Origin of the sequence: Mastigocladopsis repens PCC 10914, from assembly GCF_000315565.1 — a bacterium.
Lineage (GTDB): Bacteria > Cyanobacteriota > Cyanobacteriia > Cyanobacteriales > Nostocaceae > Mastigocladopsis > Mastigocladopsis repens.
The window spans coordinates 2,670,660-2,690,914 of record NZ_JH992901.1; the positions used below are offsets into that span (position 1 = coordinate 2,670,660).

The window sequence follows — 20,255 nt, forward strand, 5'->3', positions numbered from 1 at the left end:
CAGGGAATGTGTTTCTTGAAAGTTATTCAAACCCTATTGAGTCTTCTTTTAATTTCCTCAGCTAAATTCTCCAGTGAGACTTCGACTTGCTCCCGTGTTGTCAAATCTTTGAGACCAGACTTTTGTGCTGCTGCTTCCTCTGAACCAATAATTACGCAAAATTGAATTCCTTGTTTTTCAGCTTGTTGAAATTGTTTACCTAAAGGTCGCTGCTCAAAACTCGTGATAACATGAAGTCCAGCTTTACGCAGTTGTTGAGACACTTTTAAATAAATAGGCATCAAATCAGCTTGCATATTCACTACCATCACTTGCGCTGGAGTGGCGGCTAAGGAACTGAGAATTCCTGCTTTTAGCAATCGACTCATTAAGCGGGTTAAGCCAATAGAAATGCCTACACCAGGCATTTTTTCATCCAAAAACATCCCCACTAATTCTTCATACCTTCCGCCAGAACAAATGCTGCCCAAAGCTTCATGTCCTATGAGGGTTGTTTCGTACACTGTCCCCGTATAATAATTAAGACCGCGTGCGATCGCTAAATCAATACAGAAACGATTTTCTGGAACTCCAAGATTGCGAACTCCAGAAATAACTGTTTCTAACTCCGTCACTCCAAGACTAAATTCCTCAGCTTCTGGCATTGTTTGAGCCAAGTAATTGAGCTTATCTAGGACCTCATCAACTGTGCCCTTAATCTTAATAAAGTCGATGATTTTTTGAGTTGGCTCTGCTAAAACACCTTCTTTTTGTAACTCCAGTTTTACCTTAGCCTCACCGACTTTTTCCAAAGTATCAATAATGCCAATGCAAGATTTAATTTTGTCTTCCGCAATTCCCACTGACTTAAAGAACCCAGTGAGAATTTTACGATTATTGATGCGAATCAAAAAATCACCAATATTCACTGCGTCAAAGATTTCGGTGATAATAGCAGGCATCTGAGCATCATAAAGCAAACTCAGTTCCCGACGACCAACCACATCAATATCGCACTGACGAAACTGACGATATCGACCATCTTTTGCCCTTTCTCCACGAAACACCACATCCATCTGATAACGAGCAAAGGGAAAAGTCAAGTCATTGAGGTGACGAGCAATATACGCCGCCAGAGGAACTGTTTGGTCAAATTTTAAAGCTCTTGCTTCCGCACCTGTTTCACCAGCCTTATCCTTTTCGGCTTGCCGATTTGGTGGCAAGATAGGATTAAGACCATAGATAATGTTGTCGCCTTGATTGCCTTTAGCTTGCAAAACTTCCAAGCGTTCTACTGCGGGAGTTTCTATAGGTGTAAATCCATAGCTTTCAAAAACTTTGCGGATAGTATCTAGCAAATATAATTCCAAGCGCTTTTCGCCAGGAAGAAATTCAGGAAAACCACTTGGGGTGGAGAAATTTATTTTGTCTGCTTTTGCCATGTTTTGTCCCTTGCTAACTTTATTTAATCTAAGACTGAGGAAAGAAAATGGGTAACGGGTAATAGTCCAAAATATTACCAATTACCGATAAGTATTTACCAATAACTAACAAAATTCCAACAAAAGAGTTGATTTTTATTGACTTTATGCTCTTTACAAATAGGTTATTATATAATAATTGATACTAATGAAAAAAAAGATAAATAATACAGAGTCTATAAGTAGCCAAACCAGGATTTATTTATGATAGTGGATTCCAAGATAGAAGAACAAGCAAAACAAACTGCACTCCAACCTGGGCAAAATCAAGAGTTCGACTGGAAGCAATGCTGGTATCCTGTTTGCTTTGTGCAAGATTTACCCAACAACCGACCTTATAGCTTTTCTTTGTATGACGAACCATTTGTTTTATATAGGGATAAGGATGGTCAGCTTGTCTGTCTGGTAGATCGTTGTCCCCACCGTGCTGCTAAACTCTCTGATGGACAGATAACTGACGGGAAGATAGAGTGTTTGTACCACGGCTGGCAGTTTGGTAGTAATGGTCAATGTTTGCACATTCCCCAGTTACCAACAAACGCCAAAATTCCTACTAATGCTTGCGTGCAATCATTTAAAGTTGTGGAACGTCAAGGTATTGTTTGGATGTGGGCTGGAGAACGAGAAGTTGCTGTTGATGAGTGCATTCCAACGATAGAGGAGTTAGACAAGCCAGAATTTGTCACCACAGATGTGATGCGTGACCTTCCTTACGACCAATTCTATTTTATCGAGAACGTCATGGACCCGGCTCACGTTCAAATTAGCCATACTGGCACTTTGGGTAAGCGAGAATATGCCCAACCATTAGAAATGGAAGTTGTCGAAAACTCACCTCAGGCGGTTCGAGGAAGGTTACGGGGAATGAGTAAACCGAATCAGCCTTGGACACAACTAGAATACATTGCTCCTAACTTCGTTATTTATCAGTACAGTATTCCACAGCGCGGCGTGGTTGGAGGACTGGGTTTATACTCCATACCTCTAGGCAAAGGTCGATGCCGAATTTTGGTCAGAAATTATCTCGGCATTAAGACTTGGAAAATTAAGCTGATACCCCGTTGGTTGGATCATATGTTTCGTAACAAAGTCCTTGAGGAAGATATGTCACTTGTGATTGGGCAAAAAGCACAAATTGAGCGATTGGGACAAAGCTTGAAACAAGTCTATTTGCCACTGAAAAGTTGTGACACATTAGTACTGGAGTACCGCAAGTGGTTGGATAAATTCGGGTCATCTTTACCCTATTATCAGGGCTATTCCACCTCTAAAAATATAGGCAGCGATGATAATTCTTCAAACCCAATGCTGTTAGATAGGTTCTCGCAACATACACAACTGTGTCGTTCTTGTACTCACGCACATCAGGTGACAACTCGAGTCAAACAAACCTGTGTAGGAGTGGCGATCGCCCTTGCCGCTTTAGCAATACTTACTGACGCATGGATACAAGTCATGGCAGTTTCGGCTTCTCTTGGGGCAGTTGCTTTGGCAGTTGCTGCTACAGAATTCAAAACCCACTTTGAGCGTCCTTACACTCGCCACTAAATATCAAACCACCAAGGGTCACGCATATTTTTTGTTTTCACCAAAAAAGCTTTTTTTCGCATAAACCGTGTTAACGCCGCAGGTCCCATGCGTGAACCACCTAAACCGGAGAATTTGAAGGAATTTTTCTCTGCCTCGTGCATAATCGAGGTGAGAGCAGCATCGTTGATACTGATAGCACCCGCATCTATCTGGCGTGCCACTTCTAAAGCTTCTGCTTCCGACTCAGCAAACACCGCCGCACTGAGTCCATAAATGGAATCGTTTGCCAAGTTCACTGCTTGTTCAACTGTGGAAAAGGGCATCACTGGCATAATGGGACCAAATGTCTCTTCACTCATCACCTTCATAGAATGGTTGACTTGAGTGAGAACTGTAGGACGACACCACCAACCTCCTCCATAATTCTCAACTTCACCGCCACAGTGAACCACTGCTCCCTGTTCCACTGCATCTAGCAGATGGTCGCTGATAATTGCTGCCTGTCTCTCTGGAATAATCGGACCAATTTCCCCACTTTCCACAGTAGGGTAAGCTAACTGAAGCCGTTGCGCTTTGGCGACCAGTTGTTCAACAAACTCTGCAAAAATAGATTCTGCAACGTAGATCCGCTCAATAGATTGGCACGACTGTCCAGTGTTGACGACAGAACCCCATAAAATTGCTGATGTTGCCAAGTCCAAATCCGCCGATGACAGCACAACGGCTGGGTCTTTGCCTCCTAATTCTAAAAAAGCAGGAATGAAGCGTTTAACTGCGGCTTCTGCCACTTTTCGCCCCGTCGCCACACTCCCAGTAAAGCACACCAGATCCACATATTCAATGAGTGTAGCTCCGGTTTCACCTGCTCCTTCCACAAAAGTTAATACATCACGTAATTGTGGCACTGTATTGACTGATGCCAACAGTGGTGCCATAAAGCGAGGAGCAATCTCACTGGGTTTGACGATAACAGCGCAACCAGCGAGTAATGCCGGAATTGTATCAATTGTCGCAAGCAGCAGAGGAACATTCCACGGGCTAATCACCCCAACTAGAGGGTAAGGAACCGCTGTTTGTTGCAGTTGGATAAAAGAAATTGCCGTATCTTCTACATATTCCTGCAACAGTTCTCTTGCTAATCTACACCAGCGGTCAATGCTAGAGAGGAATGAGTCAATTTCCAATACCGAGATTGATAATCTTCCCGTATCATTGACCAAAGCTTCAGTCAGTTTATCGCGCCCGGATAGTATAGCTTGCTTCCACTGCTGCAAAACTTCGATTCTCCCTTCCAAACCAAGCTGTAGCCAGCTTTTTTGCGCCCTCCGCAAGCGGTTGCATTGCTGTGCTATCAACTTTGGAGGTGGTGGTATAATCACGTAGTCAAATTTTCCAGTCCGGGGGTTACGGACTTCTATTGGTTTGGACATAGCTCAAATCACCCCCATTTGTAAATATAGCGGTTTGCAACTGGGTAAGGTACAAAAAGAAATAATGAACCACAGATGGACACAGATGAATTTGTACTTCATCCAATTGAATTGCGCTGTAAGAACTCTATCGTTATTCTATGTTCTATTGCGATTGCCACCCCATAGTGCTCGAACCAGTTTATCTGTCAATTCTGCCCCAAACAACCGCACACCAATTTGATTGTCTGGGTCGCGTTCGGCAACGGCACGGCGTACAATTAAATCACGCTCTGATAAGGCGGCACGCTCAGATTCTGCCACGGGTTCTGCTTCATCTACCCAGGTTAGCCAGCGGTCCATCATCTCGTGAGCAACAGTCCTTAGCAGAGTGAGTGTGTCATCGCTGGTTGGACACGAATAGCACAAACTCGTATGCGATTGCGCCTGACGCATATATAAATTTTTACTAATATACGGTTCAAAACGCGAATCCTGCTGCAACATCAGATAGGTTTGGTTAACGGGTTCGTAGTAGCGATCTAGGTATTCTAGGTCAATATACAAATCAGTCCGAGGGATGTAATCCATGTAGAAGAACAACTGCGGAACAGTGGCAAATACATAGGCGAGATGAGGAACACGGATCTGCGGTCCCAACCAAATCGTCAGGTGCATATTGCTAAAGCCCAATTTGGGGTTGCGTATCCAAGAATGCACTAGCCAATCAATTTCCGAACCAGAAAAGGTGTTGAGTGAGCCTTGGGCTTCTCCTGTAATAGCAGAGTAGTTCTGTAAGTTCTTTGTAGACGGGTTTGGATGTAGCGCAAAACGAGCGTCTAACTTCTGTCGGAGTTCGTTTGTCATACCCCATAGGTGCTCAAACACAGCTGTGTTGTCTAAATCCGGTTGCTGTTCAATCATTGTTTCTGTCTGCCCCTTTTATATAAACTTAATGTAAACGAAGAACTCCAGGTAGGAGAATGTCACATTCCCCTGATTACACAGAGTTGAAAATTAGTCAAGTCCTGCTCATCGGAGTTACTGGAGGGACAGGTGGAAATGTCGTCAAGGGATTCCTTGAACAGGGAGTGACCAACCTCCGTGTCATAACGAGGAAAATTGACCTTAACCGTCCTTCCTTGGCAAAGATGAACGATGCAGGAGTCGAACTGGTTGAGGCAAACCTAGACGATGAACCTTCACTAGCAGCTGCCTTTGCCGGAGTTTCGGCTGTTTACTGTCACGCCACCGCTGGGGACTCTGCCAAACCTGACCCGCAAGAGGTGGAGAGGGCGAAGCGAGTTGCAGAAGTTGCAAAGAAAGCTGAAATCAGGCACTTTGTGTATAATTCTGCAGGTGGGGTTGATAGGAATTCTGGAGTCAGCCCTATTGAACAGAAGTATAAGGTGGAGCAGGTTCTCAAAAACGCGGGCTTACCCACAACCATGTTACGAGCATGCTTGTTTATGGAAGAGTTTTGGAAGAAATACACCCGACCGTCTATCCTCAAGGGAGTCTTCCCATTCTCGATTCAGCCAAATAAGCCCATACATCTTATTACAACAAAAGACATGGGTCGCGTTGCTGCCTACGTTATAAAACATCCTTCCAAGTACATTGGTCAAGAAATTGAACTGGCTGGCGATGTGCTGACTCCAAAGCAACTTGCACAGGCATTTTCCCAGGCGCAGGGTATTCCAGTTGTCCACAAAGAAACACCAGCTTGGATATTTTTACTCCTCTTCCAAAAAGAACTGTATGCGTTGATTCAGTGGTATCGCACCAAAGGTTATCAAGCTGATGTCCAAGGCTTGAGAGAGGAGTTCCCCGGACTTTTGACCACATTCAGTGAATTTCTTGAAGAAACTAACTGGGCAAATCAGGAACTCACCTACGAAAGTCTCTGAAATATTGTTTGTTATTGAGATAACATATCTTTGCAAAAACTTTTTTATCAATTCTGTGTCTTTTTACTAAAAAAGCGATTTTTCGCTCGTTTTTTAAAGCTTTGTATGTTACGGCTGCTATTAACCTTTTTACAACCTCGTTCCTAACATAGGTTTTCCAACCCTGATAAGACGAGAGCAGTAGGTATTTGTTGTGAGTGGTACAACTCCTTGTTTGCTATTAAAAATTGTTTTTATTAATCTCAATTTAATTAAATCTTAACTTATAACTATAGGTTTGTTGAAATAATACACATAACCAGTGACTATGATAGCTAACAACAGAAAAAAGCGACTATTTTCACTGGTTTTGTGTGACAGTTGTTTGAATAAAAACTCTAGATAAAAATAGAGCATCACGGAGCAAATTTTATGGTGGTCAAAGGAATGAAATTGGGGCTTAACCGCTTTACGTTGATGGTCTCACTTGCGCTGACAACAGCCACATTAGGTACATCAATGCCTTCTGTTTGGTCTCAACAAAGTGCAGGTACAATTACCGTTGATGGTTCCAGCACCGTCTACCCAATTACTGAAGCAGCAGCAGAAGATTTTCAAAAGCAGAAACAAGGCAAGGTTAAAGTTACAGTTGGTATTTCTGGAACTGGTGGCGGCTTCAAAAAGTTTTGCGGCGGACAAACAGACATCTCTGACGCTTCGCGTCCTATCCTTGCTAAAGAGATGGCAGCATGCAAACAAGCTGGTATTCAATACATTGAACTGCCAATCGCTTACGATGCGCTAACAGTCGTGGTCAACCCTCGAAACAATTGGGCGAAGAGCTTGAGTGTAGCCGAACTCAAGAAAATTTGGGAACCAGGAGCACAAGGTAAGATTACAAACTGGAGCCAAGTGCGTCAAGGATTTCCTAACGTACCTTTGAAGCTTTATGGTCCAGGTCCTGATTCTGGAACTTTTGACTACTTCACCGAAGCAGTTAATGGTAAATCCAAGGCAAGCCGCACTGATTACACTCCCAGTGAGAACGACAACGTACTAGTACAAGGGGTCAGTCGCGATCGCGGTGCCCTTGGCTATTTTGGCTATGCCTATTACGCAGCCAACCAACAAAGACTCAGAGCAGTGCCCATTGATGGCGGCAAAGGTGCAGTGTCACCCTCTACACAAACGGTAGAGAACGGAACTTACCAACCTCTGTCCCGACCTATCTTTATCTATGTCAACGCTAAGTCGGCGCAGCGTCCAGAGGTGAAGGAATTCGTCAGTTTTTACCTGAACAACGCTGCTAAATTTGCATCATCAGTTCGGTACGTTCCCCTTCCTGCTCAGGCTTACAAAATTGCAACACAAGCATTCCAAAAGCCCAAGCTTGGTACTGTTTTTGGTGGAGACGAAGCAGTGAACTTACGGATCGAACAACTGCTTCAGCGTGAGGCAAAACAGTAAAGCTGTTATGTGATTAGAAGGAACAAACGATTAGCAGGTTGTTTACTGCTAATCGTTTGTTCTGAATTACCTTATACTTGTATCACTGAGAATTTTAGTTTGTAACATGAGTTTAGAGTTGTTGTAGGTAATAACTCTCACGATATTCTAGGCTAAATAAATTTGTAGTCTTCCATGCAACAGCAATCTGAAGCACTAAAAAAACAGGTTTCATTATCTCCTAAGTTAATACGAGATGTACGGGAACGGGTGATAGAAGTTTTGCTATTTCTAGCTGCGTTTTCCTCAGTGGCAACGACTATTTCTATTGTCGTTCTTTTGATATACGAGTCTGTAGAATTCTTTAGGAATGTTTCCATAGTAAAATTTCTCACAGACACTCAATGGACCCCTTTATTTGCCGATGCTCACTACGGAATTTTGCCGCTCATTTCAGGGACATTGGTAACAACGACCGTTGCTTTGTTGGTGGCAATACCATTGGGTACTATAACAGCAATTTACCTGAGCGAATTTGCAAATGCAACACTGCGTGAGTTTGTCAAACCCTTTTTAGAGTTACTTGCAGGTGTTCCTACTGTAGTGTACGGCTATTTTGCGCTCTTATTTGTTACCCCACTGTTACAAATTGTTTTACCCGATTTGCCAGGGTTTAATATGTTAAGCGCGGGATTGGTCATGGGCATCATGATTGTTCCCCTGGTGAGTTCCATTAGTGAAGACGCAATGCGGGCAGTTCCCCTGTATCTGCGAGAAGGGTCATATGCAATGGGGGCTACACGCTTGCAAACAGCCTTGCGAGTTGTCTTCCCCTCTGCCATTTCTGGGGTATTTGCGGCTTATATCTTAGGGATTTCCCGTGCGGTTGGTGAGACGATGATTGTGGCGATCGCCGCAGGACTGCAACCAAATTTAACGTGGAATCCAATGGATCAAGCAGCGACAATCACCGCATACATAGTGCAGGTTTCTCAGGGAGACTTGCCCTTTGGTAGCCTTGAGTACCAAACGATTTTCGCCGCTGGGCTGACTTTAGTGCTAATTACACTCGTTTTCAATATCTTTGGTTACTTTCTGAGCAAGCGCTATCGGGAAATTTACTAGTATGTCAGGAGAAAATCTACAGGAACTGCGAGCCAATATTTCTCGCCGCAAATTAGTTGATGCCATTTTTGCCATTATTGGCTTGTTAACAATTCTCGTGGCATTGATAACATTTCTGGCGCTCATTATTCGTTTGGTCATGGATGGGGCATCTCGTCTTGACTGGCAGTTCTTTACCTCTTTTCCAGGTCGCAACCCTGAAGAAGCCGGAGTCCTCTCTGCTTGGGTAGGAACAAGCTTAATCATGTTGGTAACACTTGTTGTCGCCATTCCATTAGGCGTTGCTTCAGGTATTTATCTGGAAGAGTACGCCGCAAAGAATTGGGTCTCTGCAATCATTGAGATTAATGTGACGAACCTGGCTGGTGTACCCTCTATCGTCTACGGTCTGTTGGCGCTAGGTTTGTTTGCAAATCTATTTAAATTGGGTGACAGCATTATAACAGCAGGTTTAACCCTAGCACTGTTGGTGTTGCCAGTCGTGATTGTGACAACCCGCGAGTCTCTGCGTGCTATTCCCAACAGTATCCGTGAAGCCGCCTATGCGCTGGGAACAACAAAATGGCAAATGATTTGGGACCATACTTTACCCTATGCGATGGGTGGTATATTAACGGGTGTGATTATGGGCTTGGCACGAGCAATTGGCGAAACTGCTCCTCTAATTACTATTGGTGCTCTGACTTTCATTGCCTTTTTGCCTGATCCCCCTATCAACAGCCAGTTTCCCTTTATTTCCTTTGAATGGTTAAAGGCACCGTTCACTGTGATGCCCATCCAAATGTTCAATTGGGTGTCTCGTCCTGAACCAGAATTTCAGGCTAATGCAGCAGCCGCAGGGGTCGTACTTATAGGTATGACCCTAATTATGAATGGAATTGCAATTTATCTGCGCTATCGTTTTCGTAAAGGTATCAAATGGTAGAAGCTCAGGGGAACAATATATCAACAATTCAATCCAAAGCAACGGTTAATCACCTGAATTTCTTCTATGGCTCTGTTAAGGTCCTGCAGGATGTCAACATGGTAGTAGCCAAGAACGTGGTGACAGCGTTGATTGGTCCATCTGGGTGCGGCAAAACTACCTTGTTACGGTGTTTCAATCGCCTGCATGACCTTTACCCAGGCAATCGTTATGAAGGAGAAATCTTGCTGGATTCCGATTCGACTAACATTCTCAGTCGGAAGGTAGATCCAATTGAGTTGCGAATGCGGATTGGCATGGTCTTTCAAAGACCCAATCCCTTTCCTAAATCAATTTACGAAAATGTAGCGTATGGTTTGCGGGTCAGGGGTGAAAATAGGCGCAGCCGTGTTGATGAAAAGGTAGAGGAGGCTCTACGTGATGCTGCTTTATGGAATGAAGTCAAAGACCGTTTAAAGGACTTGGCTTTTAATCTTTCAGGGGGTCAACAGCAGCGCTTGTGTATTGCTCGTGCTTTAGCAACAAGTCCCGAATTAATTCTTTTCGATGAGCCAACCTCTGCCCTAGACCCTAATGCGACTACCAGCATTGAAGAATTGATTGGTCAGTTGAAGCAACGGGTGACGATTCTCATCGTCACCCACAGTATGCAGCAAGCAGCCCGAATTTCTGACTACACAGCTTTTATGTACTTGGGTGAATTAGTGGAGTTTGGTCTGACAGAGGATATCTTCAACACTCCAAAGCAGCAGCGGACTGCAGACTATGTGTATGGACATATTGGATAGTTTAAAGTCATACACTAAGCCTCTTCAAGTAATGAAAATGAAACCACAGATGCACAACGGACACTTGCCTCAAGTCGGGGAACCCTTATGCCTTCGGCACACCTATGGCTGACGCCACGGCTTTGCCGAACGGTGAACGGCAGTTCCTCCTGGGGGAAACCCCCAAGACCGGACTGCCTCACCACAGCAGTGTCCTCCAGATGCACACTGATTAATCATCTGTGTGCATCTGTGGTTCCTTAATTCTTTGATGTATTGCACCCAATTAAAAACCGCTATAATGATTCAATCAGCTTCACAACTCGTTCCTTAACTTCATCTCGAACACGGCGGAAGGTTTCTATACCTTGCCCTTCTGGGTCTTCGAGTTGCCAATCTTCAAACACATCTCTTATCACCCATTCTTCGGGTAAGTTTACTCCACAACCACAAAGAGAAATCACCGCATCGTAATCTTGGGCTTGGAAATCGCTTAAAGGCTTGGAAGTCTGATTGCTGATATCAATGCCAATTTCCGACATAACCTGGATAGTAGCAGGGTCTATCTCACTAGCTGCCAATCCCGAACTGCTGACAGCAATTTTGCCCTCTCCCAAAGTGCGACCAAATCCCTCTGCCATTTGAGAACGACGGGAATTTTTCTTGCAAACGAACATGACACGTTTCATTTAGTTTCCTCACTATTATGTAGATGGGTTATGATGTTTTACTCTGTGACTACGAAAGGTAACAGCAATAGCTACGTGGCTTTACCTGAGGTCATTTCAAGAGCCTTATTCGCCAACATAATTGCCTCTTTTGCGGCTTTTTCTTTACGTTCGCTATGGCGATCGCTTAAGTAATCAACCTTGTCACGCAACAACAAGGTGAACTTATAAAGTTCTTCCATGACATCAATGACGCGAAGCGCAAAGCGCCGCCTTCGGCGAACGCGGTAAGACGAATCCTTCATCGTTCCGTCTTCGTTAAATTCTTGGTAAGCTTTAGCGACAGAAGACTGATTCGGAATCGTAAACATTCGCATCCAACGCCCTAAAATCCGCATGGTGTTAACAGCGTTGAAAGACTGAGAACCACCACTGACTTGCATCACTGCTAAGGTTCTGCCTTGAGTCGGTCTGACTGCTCCTATACTTAGAGGTATCCAGTCAATTTGGTTCTTCATAATCCCAGTAATATTACCGTGCATTTCAGGGCTTGACCACACTTGACCCTCAGACCACAGGCTCAATTCCCGTAATTCCTGCACCTTGGGATGTGTATCCGGTACACTGTTGTGAATCGGTAAATCACGAGGGTTGAAAAACCGAACCTCTGCACCAAATTCCTCGATAATTCGCGCGGCTTCTTCTGCTAGCAGGCGGCTATAGGAACGTTCTCGCAAAGAGCCATACAAAAACAATATTCTGGGCGGATGATCAAATTTCGTCATCAAGAGGTCAACCTTTGCATATAAAAACAGATAAAATCAAAGTCGAAAAATGAGTTGACTATACAGGCTTTGGCTCCGCAGCGTTAAAAAACCGCTTTCTTAACCAGAAAGCGACATTCACCAAACCAATTAACACAGGAACTTCCACTAATGGACCAATCACAGCAGCAAAGGCTGCACCTGAGTTAATCCCAAATACAGCTACGGCGACAGCGATCGCTAACTCAAAATTATTCCCAGCAGCTGTAAACGCCACACTTGCTGCTTTCGCATAGTCAGCTTTGATTTTCCAAGCCATGTAGAAGCTGATAAAAAACATTAGTACGAAGTAAATGAGCAGTGGAATTGCTATTCGGACAACATCGAATGGAATCTGAACAATGAGATTGCCCTTCAAGCTAAACATGACCACAATGGTAAATAGTAAAGCGAGCAGCGTGATTGGGCTAATTTTGGGAACAAACTCACTGTGATACCATCTTTTGCCCTTTGCTCTTACTAAAAGAACACGAGTCAGAAATCCTGCCAAAAAGGGAATTCCTAAGTAGATGAAGACACTTTGAGCAATTTCTCCAATCCCAATGTTGATTGCACTTCCCGTTAAGCCAAATACAGGTGGCAAAACAGTCATGAAAAACCAAGCGTAAAGACTGTAAAACAGAACTTGAAATATACTGTTAAACGCCACAAGTCCCGCTGTGTACTCAGTATCTCCTCTAGCTAAGTCACTCCATACAACTACCATTGCAATACAGCGGGCTAATCCAATCAGAATTAATCCCGCCATGTATTGTGGGTAATTATGTAAGAAAATAATCGCTAGAGCAAACATCAGAATTGGTCCGATGAGCCAATTTTGAAGGAGCGACAGACCGAGAATTTTTCCATTGCGAAACACATCGCCTAACTCTTCATATCGCACCTTAGCAAGAGGCGGATACATCATCAAAATTAAGCCAATGGCAATCGGTATATTAGTTGTTCCTACCTGAAATTTGTTAATAAAGGTATCTACTCCAGGAAGAAAGTATCCCAGGCAAACCCCAATAATCATTGCTAAAAAAATCCACAGGGTTAGGAAGCGGTCAAGAAACGAAAGTTGCTTGAGAAGATTTTTTCTTTTCATCACTTATTCTGCACAATTTCTCTAAATAGCCACAATTTTTAAATCAAAACGACGACAACTGCACCAAACAATAAGGTTAAGATTTTTTTAGGTGCCACTCTTAATGTAGAGACGTGCCATGGCACGTCTCTACACGCATGAAATTGTTACAAATACCCCTTAACTGAACCGTATTGTTTTATCAAAATCAAAGCTTCCCATAGTCATAACATCATCCTTACTGGCTGACATTAAAGTAAAGATGTCTATGACTTGGGCTAACGTTTAATACTTAATTTGGATTCACGACTTTATCAACCTAAAACTGCTTTTGTTTCCGTAACAACTCCGCAAGAGTTAGGTCTAGCTGCGCTTCTCCACCAAACACTGTTCCCACCTTACCAGTGTTTAAATGAACTTGGTCTATACGGTAAGCTTCGGCTGGTAAAGGCACATAGCCCACAGAGGTTGCTACCTTCGGTGCCTTGTCAACATAAAAATTTACAAATTTGTATACTGCTTCTTTGTTCTTCGCACCCCAAGGATTAACATAGATAAACAAAGGTCGAGAAAGTGGCTGATAGTTAGCTTTTTCTACAGTTTCACGCGATGGCAACACTGGTCCTTTGCCACTGTTAACTGCTAGTGCTTTTAACTTGCCTTGGTGTTCTTCGTAATAAGCATAGCCGAAGTAACCCAAAGCATTCGGGTCTTTGCTGACTCCATTTGCTAAGACTTCATCATCCTCACTGGCTGTATAATCTGTACGACTGGCTCGAGTTTTTCCTACTGTTGCTTCGGTAAAATAGTCAAAAGTACCAGACTTGTTGCCTGCACCAAACAATTTCAAGGGACGATTGGGCCAAGATGCACGTACTTGCTTCCAAGTTGTAATTTTCTCTTGAGCTGCTGGTTCCCACATTTTTTTCAATTCGGCAATCGTAATATCTTTCGCCCAATTGTTCTGTGGATGAACAACAATCGTGAGAGCATCAAAGGCAATGGGAAGCTCTATGAACCTCACTCCATTCTTCCTACAAGCTTCCATCTCTGCCTTGAAAATTGGTCGGGAAGCATTAGAGATATCTGTTTGTCCAGCACAAAATTTTTCAAAACCGCCGCTTGTACCAGAAATATTAACTGCAACTTTTGCCTTGTTATTTTGCTCTAAGTTAAACGCTTTGGCGATCGCCTGAGTTATCGGATAGACGGTACTTGAACCATCAATCCTAATATCCCCTGTCGCCGCAATCGTTTGTGTACTACTAACTTGAGTGACTTTTTGTGATTCCTGAGTTTGTGATGAGTTGGTTGTCGTAGTGCAATTGGTCGTTAAAGCCAACGTTCCAAGTGCGAGTGCCAACTTGACAAGCCTTGCGTTCATTGACCTCACTTCCCTGACATATTAAAAGTCTCTCTCTATCATTTCAAAAAAAATTGATTTGTCAAGGTATATAGGAGGGCATTTTACACAAATTAATCAAAAAAAATTGATGTATCAGGATGGGTCTTTACAGAAACGAGCAGGCAAAATTTGACCCAAGCGGCGGAACTCTGACAGGTACTGCTCTAAGACAGCAAATTGAGGGATGTTGAGGCTATAGTAAATCCAGCGTCCTTCCTGACGCGAACGAACCAAACTAGCTTCCTTGAGAGTTTTCAGGTGAAAAGACAGCTTAGACTGGCTGACTCCTAAAGCATCGCACAAGTCACACACACAAAGCTCTTTATTTCGCAGTAGCTCGATAACACTAATCCTTAGTGGGTCGGAAAGAGCGTGAAAACCGATAACAATTGGAGCAGGAGTGGCTGTGGAGGAGGTCTGCATTAATATAAATTTAGATAAAGGTGTTCAATCTCTATTGTGAAATAGAAAATTGAAGTTGCAAGTATCAGTGGGGTAGGGTGTAAGGGTGCAAGGCTTTGTGCCCTTACGTAAAGATAAACATAAATAATGTGGCGTTGCTGAATCAAAATATGAATCATGCGATTGCGCGGAGCGCAGTGCCCTAAAGGGCAATCGCTTCAAGGTTGCGGGCGCGTAGCGCTCGCACTGGCACGGAACCATATTTTAGATAATGTATTACCAATCGAATAGATAGTTTAAGCATTTCTTCTGACTTAGAGTAACAAAAAGTTTTACGGTGAAGCCGAGCGAGGTAATGTCGAAAACGGCTATTTTCACCTTCGACCCGTGTCATATATGTTTTACTTACAAGGTGATCACCTGAATCAATAAAACATGGATAAACTGGATAACCGTCTGTAACATAAAAATAAGAATGCCAACACTTTATTCGTTGCCATAAACGTTTAAATGTTTCTGCGCTTCTGTCGCCCAAAACCCAAGCTATAACTCCTGGAACCTTATGGTCCACCGCTGTCCATAACCAAATTTTGTTTTTTTTGAGCCGATAAAAGTTTCAAGCTCATCAATTTCAGTCACTTCTGGTATTTCCTGAGATTCCGGTGCGTCCACTAAGGTGTTGCCAACCTCTTTGACCCAATTTATAACAGTTGTATGATGTACTTTTTTAACCCTTTCAATCGCACGGAAACCGGAGCCGTTTACATACATTTCTAGACACTCACGTTTAAAATCTTCGGAGTATCCTTTGGGTTCGTAACTATCGATAAACTGACGACCACATGAAACACATATGTAGTTTTGTTTACCACGTTGCCAACCATTCTTACGAATGTGAGTTGATTCACATCTTGGACATTGCATAGTGATCGCTCTAATTCATATTTCTATTCTGCAACGCCAATAATGTTCCTATTGGGCTTCCCGTCTAATCATCTAAAATTATTAACAGGGACGTGTGGGTCTAACAATCTCAATGGTAAGCGATGATTCATGGACAAATCGTATTGCTGGTGTCTGGAACAAGACAACAGCACGCTTGATGCAACTCCTAAGCGTAGAGCAAGTAACACAAACGGTTGTTAAATCGTTTAGCGTTAGTGAAGATCAGATTGCAGAGATTTTGGAGACAGTTCGAGCAGAACTGCCAACCACTGAAGCTCTTCTGATTGGGAAGCCGCAAGCCGGGAAAAGTTCCATTGTGCGGGGACTGACGGGAGTGTCTGCGGAGATTGTTGGTCAGGGATTTCGTCCCCACACACAACACACCGAGCGCTACGCCTACCCTTCGAGTGACCTACCATTGCTGATTTTTACAGATACAGTCGGACTGGGAGATGTAAACCAGAACCAACAGGCAATCATTCAGGAACTGGTTGGAGATTTACAACAGGAGAGTCGCCGCGCCAAAATTCTGATTCTAACCGTCAAAATCAATGATTTTGCAACTGATACCCTGCGACAAATTGCTCAACAATTGCGTCAGCAGTATCCAGACATTCCCTGTCTGCTGGCGGTGACTTGCTTGCATGAGCTTTATCCTCCTGGTACAACCGATCATCCTACGTACCCACCAAACTATGAGGAGGTTAACCGAGCCTTTGCGGCAATGCAACAAGCCTTTACGGGACTATATAATCACTCTGTCCTGATTGACTTCACTCTAGAAGAGGACGGTTACACACCAGTATTTTATGGTTTAGAGGCGCTAAGAGATACACTCGCAGACCTACTCCCAGAAGCAGAAGCCCGGGCGATTTATCAGTTATTAGATGAGGACACTGGCAAACAAATTGGTAATCTCTACCGAGATGTTGGACGCCGTTACATTTTGGTATTTGCCATTATATCAGCCACGCTCGCAGCTGTACCACTGCCCTTTGCCACCATGCCAGCACTAACAGCTGTGCAAGTATCAATGGTGGGGTTGCTGGGGAAATTGTATGGACAAACGCTGACCCCATCGCAAGCGGGGGGTGTTGTCAGTGCGATCGCCAGTGGCTTTTTGGCACGGGCAGTTGGACGTGAGTTACTCAAATTCCTGCCAGGTTTCGGCAGTGTGATAGCTGCTTCCTGGGCAGCCGCCTACACCTGGTCACTGGGTGAAGGAGCCTGTGTTTACTTCGGTGACTTAATGGGGGGCAAAAAACCAGATCCACAAAAAATTCAGTCGGTTATGCAAGAAGCGTTTCAGTCAGCAAAGGAGCGGTTTAAGGGTATCAAGCGTTGAGCTTTTGCAGCAGCAGCCCCGCGCTCTACCTTTATGGTGAGCGTCGGGAAGAATGCGAGCGAGGTGAGGAGGGTGGGTCAATCCATGCCGAACGTAAGTCGCGCGAGTGCGACCCACACCGACGAGACGAGCAATTCACTCAGGCAATGAACGGATAAATTCCCGCAGAACATCCGTGATGGATCTTCCAGTTTTTTGGCAATAGTAATCCAGTCGAGCTTTTTCAGTTTTAGGGAGTCGAATCTGGATTGTTTCTTTGCTAGACATGATTGCAGCGTATGGAAATATGCACTACAATAGTATTATGACACGCTTGTAAAGACGATGCGAACCGCCTATCAGTACCGATTAAGATTGACTCGACAACAGCAAGCCACTATTGATTGTTGGCTTGAACTATGCCGTCGTCAATACAACTATCGACTGGCAGAGCGTTTCTCGTGGTACGAGCAGAATCGTTGCGATATTAATGCTTGTCCATTAATCTGCCATCTCCCAGAGTTAAAAAACCGTCCGGACTTTTATTCTCAGAAACGGGATTTGGTCAATTCCAAGAAACTGTTTCCCGAATATAAAGAATTACCTTGCCACACTTTGCAAGATGTAATAGCACGAGTAGAGAAAACCTTTGAGCGATGGTTAAGTGGCGATAGCAATGGTAAGCGAAGTGGTAAACCCAGATTTAAGGGGCAAGGGCGATTTCGCTCGATTGCTTTCCCAGACCCTATAAAACCAGAACACATTGACGGGCGATTCATCCAACTTTCCAAAATTGGCAAGTTAAAAACGAAAAGACTTTCACTACAAAACAGCCAAAAAGCTTTTATCTCAAGGGAAGCACGTTGCACATGAAAAACTAAATATCAAAGGCATTGCCAGAAGTCAAATGGCAAAGTCTACACACGATGCTGGATGGGGTCAATTCCTGCAAATTCTTTCAATCAAGGCTGAAAGAGCCGGATTGCTTGCAATTGCTGTAAATCCAAACGGCACTTCTCAAAATTGCTCTGGATGCGGTACAAAAGTTCCAAAAGAACTGAAGGACAGGATTCACGCTTGTCCTGAATGCGGGCTAACCCTAGACCGTGACCATAACGCAGCAATCAATATAAAATATCTGGCGGTAGGGCATTCCGTCGGTAAAGCTCAGGTAACGTCCGATGCTTTCTTCAGGAGTCACTGAGAAGCCCGCTCTGTATGCGTAAGCATCAGAGTCGGGAGTATGTCACAAAACGTCTTTCCTGCTTTATACTCGGCTTCGAGGCGACGGCATTCCTCATCATAGGCAGCAAATTCAGCTCTTGTATGGTAGTTCTGTATCCGCTTTCAAATTTCATCGACTGTAATTTTGCTGTCAGCGACTTATCTCCCAGCTATTACTATCAAGGGCGTTGTCCTCAAAGTGGTGAGATACTCCAACTGCCCCGCACCTCTTTGGTAGAGGCGATCGCCTATGGTTTGATGCAACACCTCGCCAAAAATAACCGTTATTCTTCTGAGGGTAAGATGTATGGAGTATTGCTGGTTGAACTGCCTACTGGCGAACAACGAGTCATCAAAGCTTTCTCCGGTCTTCTGAATGGTTATAACGTAGTTGAGAGCTGGGTGCCGCCAATTCCGGGACGAGACCAAGTAGCATTAGAGGAAGCCCGCACATTGGCTGAATTGGAAACTATCAAGCAGGAACTCATTACCCTAAAGCAACTTCCAGAACGCCAGCACTACGAAACGCTCTTTTGTGAGTTTGAGCAGCACCTGCAAAAAATGAGCGATCGCCATCGAGATTGCAAACAGCAACGACATGAAAAACGTCAAATATTCTGCGAAACGCTAGTAGGAGAAGCGCTGACTGTTGCCCTTGAACAACTCGATGAAGAAAGTCGTCAGCATGGAATTGAGCGACGGCAACTCAAACGCCAGCGGGATGAAGCGTTGCAGCCTCTCAAGCAGCTGATTGCTTTCTCGGATGCGCGGATTGGCGAACTGAAACAACGGCGTAAAGAACTATCCCGCCAACTCCAAACTCAGATGCACGCTGCCTACAGCCTCACTAATTTTTCTGGGCAATCCCGAGCGTTGCAGCAATTAATGTCAGGAGGCTCCATCCCCACAGGAACAGGAGACTGTTGTGCCCCAAAGCTGCTGCACTATGCGGCAACACATGACCTAAAACCACTGGCAATGGCGGAGTTTTGGTGGGGACCGTCCTCTATCAATCAGGACAAAGTTCAGGGAGAATTTTATGGAGCCTGTGCAGAGCGCTGTCAGCCATTGATGGGGTTTCTGCTCTCAGGATTGCCGCAGTGGAAACCTAACCCCCCTGTCCCCTTCCCTTCTAGGGAAGGGGGCGTAAATTATCCCCTCTCCTTGCAGGAGCGGGGTAGGGGAGAAGCCGCTTTCGGACGCCAACAGCAGCAAACGCTATCGATTCTTTATCAAGACGAATGGCTCATTGCTGTGAACAAACCCCCATGGCTACTTTCCGTACCTGGTCGTTATCGCTACGCCTTTGATAGTGTCCTCAGTCGCTTGCGTCATCTGTTACCTGATGGCATGGCGCTTGCTGTGCATCGCCTAGATCAGGAAACATCTGGTATCCTCTTGCTGGCTCGCGATCAACAAACCCATCGTCAACTGAGTCAGCAGTTTCAGCAGCGCCAAGTTCACAAGGTTTATGAAGCCATACTTTCCGGTTTTGTGACAACTGATCGAGGTGTGATTGAACTGCCACTATGGGGAGATCCTCAGAATCGCCCGTATCAGAAAGTTGATTGGCAACGCGGTAAACCCAGCTTGACTCACTTTCAGGTGATGGCGAGGGAAGGAGACTGCACTCGTGTAGAGTTGATGCCGCTCACAGGACGTACCCATCAGCTGAGGGTTCATGCTGCCGATGCAAGAGGACTTGGGATACCGATTTTAGGCGATCGCCTGTATGGATGTCGTGCTGGAGCAAGTCGGCTACATCTGCACGCGAGGGAACTTTGCTTTGAGCATCCGCAATCCGGACAAACCCTCCATCTACGAGCAAAGACGCCGTTTTGACGAT

At 44.4% G+C, this 20,255-nt stretch carries 20 protein-coding genes and 1 pseudogene; 11 read left to right on the forward strand and 10 right to left on the reverse strand.

Going from position 1 to position 20,255, the window contains the following annotated elements:
- Positions 1-26 precede the first annotated feature (26 nt).
- The gene (hisS, locus tag MAS10914_RS0114020) at positions 27-1,421 is read right to left on the reverse strand and encodes a histidine--tRNA ligase (protein ID WP_017316571.1); all 1,395 of its coding nucleotides are present in this window, start codon (positions 1,419-1,421) and stop codon (positions 27-29) included.
- 243 nt (positions 1,422-1,664) lie between these two features.
- On the opposite strand from hisS, the gene MAS10914_RS0114025 reads away from it, so the two are divergent.
- On the forward strand, positions 1,665-3,008 hold the full coding sequence (locus MAS10914_RS0114025) for an aromatic ring-hydroxylating dioxygenase subunit alpha (RefSeq protein ID WP_017316572.1): 1,344 nt from the start codon (positions 1,665-1,667) through the stop codon (positions 3,006-3,008).
- Here MAS10914_RS0114025 and MAS10914_RS0114030 read toward each other — a convergent pair.
- The gene (locus MAS10914_RS0114030; protein WP_017316573.1) at positions 3,005-4,420 is read right to left on the reverse strand and encodes an aldehyde dehydrogenase family protein; all 1,416 of its coding nucleotides are present in this window, start codon (positions 4,418-4,420) and stop codon (positions 3,005-3,007) included. The two genes, MAS10914_RS0114025 and MAS10914_RS0114030, sit on opposite strands and share 4 nt — an antisense overlap.
- Before the next feature lie 138 nt (positions 4,421-4,558).
- A complete protein-coding gene (locus MAS10914_RS0114035; protein ID WP_017316574.1) occupies positions 4,559-5,323 on the reverse strand; it encodes a red chlorophyll catabolite reductase in 765 nt (254 codons plus the stop codon).
- Between the two features lie 59 nt (positions 5,324-5,382).
- Between MAS10914_RS0114035 and MAS10914_RS0114040 the strand changes: the two genes are divergently transcribed.
- The 5 genes from MAS10914_RS0114040 to pstB all read left to right on the forward strand — a co-directional run bounded on the left by MAS10914_RS0114040 (position 5,383) and on the right by pstB (position 10,572).
- A complete protein-coding gene (locus MAS10914_RS0114040) occupies positions 5,383-6,309 on the forward strand; it encodes an NmrA/HSCARG family protein (RefSeq protein WP_017316575.1) in 927 nt (308 codons plus the stop codon).
- A gap of 411 nt (positions 6,310-6,720) precedes the next feature.
- Positions 6,721-7,755 carry a PstS family phosphate ABC transporter substrate-binding protein gene (locus tag MAS10914_RS0114045; RefSeq protein WP_017316576.1) on the forward strand — a complete coding sequence of 345 codons (1,035 nt, stop codon included), beginning with the start codon at positions 6,721-6,723 and terminating at the stop codon, positions 7,753-7,755.
- A 174-nt stretch (positions 7,756-7,929) separates the two neighbouring features.
- The gene (pstC, locus tag MAS10914_RS0114050; protein ID WP_017316577.1) at positions 7,930-8,859 is read left to right on the forward strand and encodes a phosphate ABC transporter permease subunit PstC; all 930 of its coding nucleotides are present in this window, start codon (positions 7,930-7,932) and stop codon (positions 8,857-8,859) included.
- Position 8,860: 1 nt separating this feature from the next.
- Positions 8,861-9,784 (forward strand): phosphate ABC transporter permease PstA, encoded by a 924-nt coding sequence (pstA, locus tag MAS10914_RS0114055; protein ID WP_017316578.1) that lies wholly within the window; start codon positions 8,861-8,863, stop codon positions 9,782-9,784.
- A complete protein-coding gene (gene pstB, locus MAS10914_RS0114060) occupies positions 9,778-10,572 on the forward strand; it encodes a phosphate ABC transporter ATP-binding protein PstB (RefSeq protein ID WP_017316579.1) in 795 nt (264 codons plus the stop codon). The genes pstA and pstB overlap by 7 nt, the downstream gene beginning before the upstream one ends.
- Before the next feature lie 275 nt (positions 10,573-10,847).
- Here pstB and arsC read toward each other — a convergent pair whose 3' ends face one another.
- From arsC to MAS10914_RS32815, 6 genes are all read right to left on the reverse strand, one after another.
- Positions 10,848-11,240, reverse strand: a complete 393-nt coding sequence (gene arsC / locus MAS10914_RS0114065) for an arsenate reductase, glutathione/glutaredoxin type (RefSeq protein ID WP_017316580.1) — start codon at positions 11,238-11,240, stop codon at positions 10,848-10,850.
- Positions 11,241-11,311: 71 nt separating this feature from the next.
- Positions 11,312-12,004 carry an arsenical resistance protein ArsH gene (gene arsH, locus MAS10914_RS0114070; RefSeq protein ID WP_017316581.1) on the reverse strand — a complete coding sequence of 231 codons (693 nt, stop codon included), beginning with the start codon at positions 12,002-12,004 and terminating at the stop codon, positions 11,312-11,314.
- A 58-nt stretch (positions 12,005-12,062) separates the two neighbouring features.
- Positions 12,063-13,130 carry an ACR3 family arsenite efflux transporter gene (arsB, locus tag MAS10914_RS0114075; RefSeq protein ID WP_017316582.1) on the reverse strand — a complete coding sequence of 356 codons (1,068 nt, stop codon included), beginning with the start codon at positions 13,128-13,130 and terminating at the stop codon, positions 12,063-12,065.
- A gap of 298 nt (positions 13,131-13,428) precedes the next feature.
- A complete protein-coding gene (locus MAS10914_RS0114080; protein WP_017316583.1) occupies positions 13,429-14,493 on the reverse strand; it encodes a PstS family phosphate ABC transporter substrate-binding protein in 1,065 nt (354 codons plus the stop codon).
- A 114-nt stretch (positions 14,494-14,607) separates the two neighbouring features.
- The gene (locus MAS10914_RS0114085) at positions 14,608-14,937 is read right to left on the reverse strand and encodes an ArsR/SmtB family transcription factor (RefSeq protein WP_017316584.1); all 330 of its coding nucleotides are present in this window, start codon (positions 14,935-14,937) and stop codon (positions 14,608-14,610) included.
- A gap of 181 nt (positions 14,938-15,118) precedes the next feature.
- Positions 15,119-15,840 (reverse strand): IS1 family transposase gene (locus tag MAS10914_RS32815; RefSeq protein ID WP_156818064.1). Its coding sequence is split into 2 segments (ribosomal slippage): positions 15,119-15,519 and positions 15,519-15,840, totalling 723 coding nucleotides; the frame shifts between segments, so codons are not numbered across the junction.
- A 112-nt stretch (positions 15,841-15,952) separates the two neighbouring features.
- On the opposite strand from MAS10914_RS32815, the gene MAS10914_RS30160 reads away from it, so the two are divergent.
- Together MAS10914_RS30160 and MAS10914_RS34965 are read left to right on the forward strand one after the other, a co-directional pair.
- Positions 15,953-17,206: a GTPase family protein gene (locus MAS10914_RS30160; RefSeq protein ID WP_017316585.1), complete on the forward strand. Its 1,254-nt coding sequence runs from the start codon at positions 15,953-15,955 to the stop codon at positions 17,204-17,206.
- Positions 17,203-17,364 (forward strand): hypothetical protein, encoded by a 162-nt coding sequence (locus MAS10914_RS34965; protein WP_198015070.1) that lies wholly within the window; start codon positions 17,203-17,205, stop codon positions 17,362-17,364. Before MAS10914_RS30160 ends, MAS10914_RS34965 begins: the two co-directional genes overlap by 4 nt.
- Here the strand turns inward: MAS10914_RS34965 and MAS10914_RS34225 are convergent.
- Positions 17,342-17,473: a ribbon-helix-helix protein, CopG family gene (locus tag MAS10914_RS34225; protein ID WP_156818155.1), complete on the reverse strand. Its 132-nt coding sequence runs from the start codon at positions 17,471-17,473 to the stop codon at positions 17,342-17,344. The two genes, MAS10914_RS34965 and MAS10914_RS34225, sit on opposite strands and share 23 nt — an antisense overlap.
- Positions 17,474-17,530: 57 nt before the next feature.
- Between MAS10914_RS34225 and MAS10914_RS36390 the strand changes: the two genes are divergently transcribed.
- From MAS10914_RS36390 to MAS10914_RS0114105, 3 genes and pseudogenes are all read left to right on the forward strand, one after another.
- Entirely contained in the window at positions 17,531-18,058 is a 528-nt protein-coding gene (locus tag MAS10914_RS36390) for an RNA-guided endonuclease InsQ/TnpB family protein (protein WP_332248803.1), read from the forward strand.
- Positions 18,051-18,389 (forward strand): annotated as a pseudogene (locus MAS10914_RS36395) (RNA-guided endonuclease InsQ/TnpB family protein); the annotation flags it as partial. The gene MAS10914_RS36390 and the pseudogene MAS10914_RS36395, both read left to right, overlap by 8 nt.
- Positions 18,390-18,511: 122 nt before the next feature.
- Positions 18,512-20,251 carry an RluA family pseudouridine synthase gene (locus MAS10914_RS0114105; protein ID WP_017316586.1) on the forward strand — a complete coding sequence of 580 codons (1,740 nt, stop codon included), beginning with the start codon at positions 18,512-18,514 and terminating at the stop codon, positions 20,249-20,251.
- Positions 20,252-20,255 lie beyond the last annotated feature (4 nt).

What these genes read in the sequence shown, in the direction of transcription:
- hisS (WP_017316571.1), bottom strand. Translation starts at nt 1,421, where the DNA reads ATGGCAAAAGCAGACAAAATAAATTTCTCCACCCCAAGTGGTTTTCCT.
- MAS10914_RS0114025 (WP_017316572.1), top strand. Translation starts at nt 1,665, where the DNA reads ATGATAGTGGATTCCAAGATAGAAGAACAAGCAAAACAAACTGCACTC.
- MAS10914_RS0114030 (WP_017316573.1), bottom strand. Translation starts at nt 4,420, where the DNA reads ATGTCCAAACCAATAGAAGTCCGTAACCCCCGGACTGGAAAATTTGAC.
- MAS10914_RS0114035 (WP_017316574.1), bottom strand. Translation starts at nt 5,323, where the DNA reads ATGATTGAACAGCAACCGGATTTAGACAACACAGCTGTGTTTGAGCAC.
- MAS10914_RS0114040 (WP_017316575.1), top strand. Translation starts at nt 5,383, where the DNA reads ATGTCACATTCCCCTGATTACACAGAGTTGAAAATTAGTCAAGTCCTG.
- MAS10914_RS0114045 (WP_017316576.1), top strand. Translation starts at nt 6,721, where the DNA reads ATGGTGGTCAAAGGAATGAAATTGGGGCTTAACCGCTTTACGTTGATG.
- pstC (WP_017316577.1), top strand. Translation starts at nt 7,930, where the DNA reads ATGCAACAGCAATCTGAAGCACTAAAAAAACAGGTTTCATTATCTCCT.
- pstA (WP_017316578.1), top strand. Translation starts at nt 8,861, where the DNA reads ATGTCAGGAGAAAATCTACAGGAACTGCGAGCCAATATTTCTCGCCGC.
- pstB (WP_017316579.1), top strand. Translation starts at nt 9,778, where the DNA reads ATGGTAGAAGCTCAGGGGAACAATATATCAACAATTCAATCCAAAGCA.
- arsC (WP_017316580.1), bottom strand. Translation starts at nt 11,240, where the DNA reads ATGAAACGTGTCATGTTCGTTTGCAAGAAAAATTCCCGTCGTTCTCAA.
- arsH (WP_017316581.1), bottom strand. Translation starts at nt 12,004, where the DNA reads ATGACGAAATTTGATCATCCGCCCAGAATATTGTTTTTGTATGGCTCT.
- arsB (WP_017316582.1), bottom strand. Translation starts at nt 13,130, where the DNA reads ATGAAAAGAAAAAATCTTCTCAAGCAACTTTCGTTTCTTGACCGCTTC.
- MAS10914_RS0114080 (WP_017316583.1), bottom strand. Translation starts at nt 14,493, where the DNA reads ATGAACGCAAGGCTTGTCAAGTTGGCACTCGCACTTGGAACGTTGGCT.
- MAS10914_RS0114085 (WP_017316584.1), bottom strand. Translation starts at nt 14,937, where the DNA reads ATGCAGACCTCCTCCACAGCCACTCCTGCTCCAATTGTTATCGGTTTT.
- MAS10914_RS30160 (WP_017316585.1), top strand. Translation starts at nt 15,953, where the DNA reads ATGGTAAGCGATGATTCATGGACAAATCGTATTGCTGGTGTCTGGAAC.
- MAS10914_RS34225 (WP_156818155.1), bottom strand. Translation starts at nt 17,473, where the DNA reads ATGTCTAGCAAAGAAACAATCCAGATTCGACTCCCTAAAACTGAAAAA.
- MAS10914_RS36390 (WP_332248803.1), top strand. Translation starts at nt 17,531, where the DNA reads ATGCGAACCGCCTATCAGTACCGATTAAGATTGACTCGACAACAGCAA.
- MAS10914_RS0114105 (WP_017316586.1), top strand. Translation starts at nt 18,512, where the DNA reads ATGGTAGTTCTGTATCCGCTTTCAAATTTCATCGACTGTAATTTTGCT.